General features: G+C 43.4%; 1 protein-coding gene. It reads right to left on the bottom strand.

The annotated features are described in order from the left end of the window. Positions 1-965: efflux RND transporter permease subunit (locus AC1DUA_RS38165; RefSeq protein ID WP_477504656.1), on the bottom strand; the 965-nt coding region annotated here is incomplete at its 3' end. Between the last annotated feature and the right edge of the window lie 299 nt (positions 966-1,264).

Below are 1,264 nucleotides of genomic sequence, written 5' to 3'. Positions count from 1 at the left end.
GAAGTAGCTTCATTGAGCACGATATGGAACTTCACATCAGGCAGTGTATGTTCCCACTCCGTCATCATCCTATCTGCAGTGTCCGCAAATTCAACGGCATTTGCCGCTTTTGTTTTGTACAAAAGCACGCCTATAGCCGGCTTATCATCGACTCTGGCGATAAAGGAAGCCTCGCTGACTGCTTCTATCTTAGCGATTTGCTTTAGTAACAGGGTATCCCCTTTCGGTGTTGATATAGGGAGATTATCCAATTTATAAATAGAGTTTAGTTGGCCTTTAACACGCACCATCTGTGTATTTCCACTGACTTCCACGGAGCCCGCAGGGCTGGATACAAGCGAAGCTTGAATTAAGTTTGAGACCTGGGTCGGACTAAGCCCATAGTTATTGATGGCTCCTGCATCCAATTTGATCGTTAACATAGCGTCTTGATTACCAACCGAATCAACGTGATCAATGCCTTTGATCGATTCAAAACCAGGCAGGATGGTGTCTTTATATACCTTATCCAGCTCATTTTGATTCATCCCATTCCCTCCATATACCGCCATATAATAGACGGGACTAGAGGCGAAACCAGCAGTAAGTACCTTTGGCCTCTCGACCCCTTGCGGTAGTCGAACATTGGCAACTAGGCTCTCAATATCTTTCTTGGCGTCATCTAATTTCTTGCCTTGCTCAAGATCCACAACAATTTGCGCGTAATTGTCCTGCGAGCTGGATGTAAGATTCTTCAATCCATCTAAACCGGACACGGCTTTCTCAATTGGCTTTGTGATTTGCTCCAAAATATCCTTTGGCGCAGCTGTATACTGCGCAGTGATGTAAATTCTAGAAGATGAAGTATCGGGCATCATTTCCACCTTCAATGTCGTGGAGAAATAACTGCCTCCCACAATTAACAGCAGCATCATTATGAAGATCGCTGTTATATTCTTCATCGAGAATTCGGTTAACTTATTCATTCTTTTTCCCCTCTCTGCCAATCATTGCTATCTGACAAATGTTTCCTCTCCTGTATCCTAACTAAAAAATCTGCAGAAAAAGTGAGGGTAATTATGAATTTATTCTGAAGAATGATCCTCTTGCCCGAACTCTCCGTCAAACCGTACATGCGTAGAGTAGGCACCCAGTGAGTTACTATCCAAAGACAACACTTTGCGCCATTCAACAGCAAAGAGGACAGACGAATTTTTTACGCCTGTCCTTTACTAATCATATGCATGGCCTCGATTCCCTTCAACGTCTGTTTTTCAGTGTGATA

It is taken from the genome of Paenibacillus sp. 01T422 (assembly GCF_056398785.1).
The sequence above is the reverse complement of the archived record's forward strand: the minus strand, read 5'-3'. Positions and strand labels throughout refer to the sequence as shown.